Origin of the sequence: Vogesella mureinivorans (genome assembly GCF_007644035.1) — a bacterium.
In the GTDB taxonomy this organism is placed as follows: domain Bacteria; phylum Pseudomonadota; class Gammaproteobacteria; order Burkholderiales; family Chromobacteriaceae; genus Vogesella; species Vogesella mureinivorans.
In genome coordinates, this window is the sequence record NZ_VMTV02000019.1 from 1 (window position 1) to 332 (window position 332).

The 332-nt window shown below is 67.5% G+C and carries 1 pseudogene; it reads right to left on the bottom strand.

Annotated elements, in window-relative coordinates:
* Nucleotides 1-242 (bottom strand): annotated as a pseudogene (locus FLQ44_RS00450) (polyphosphate kinase 1); the annotation flags it as partial.
* Between the last annotated feature and the right edge of the window lie 90 nt (nucleotides 243-332).

Consider the following 332-nt stretch of genomic DNA (forward strand, 5'->3'; position numbering starts at 1 on the left):
GTCGGCGCGATGCCGTCGGCCATGCCGCCGCCGCCGAAGTCCTGCTGGTGGCGGATCGCCGCGACCCGGATCTCGAAGAACTCGTCGAGATTGGTGCAGCTGATGCACAGATAGCGCAACCGCTCCAGCAGCGGCACGCGCTCGTCCATGGCCTGGGCCAGCACGCGGAAATTGAACTCGAGCTGGGACAGCTCGCGGTTGATGTAGAGCGAGGGATCGGTGAGATCGCGGTCCTGGGCCATGACGTGGGCTTCGATTCGTGTTCTGCGGCGCATGCGCGCGTGGGGGCCCATGATGCCGGAACTGCCGGCGCGGCATGGGGCGCTGATCGG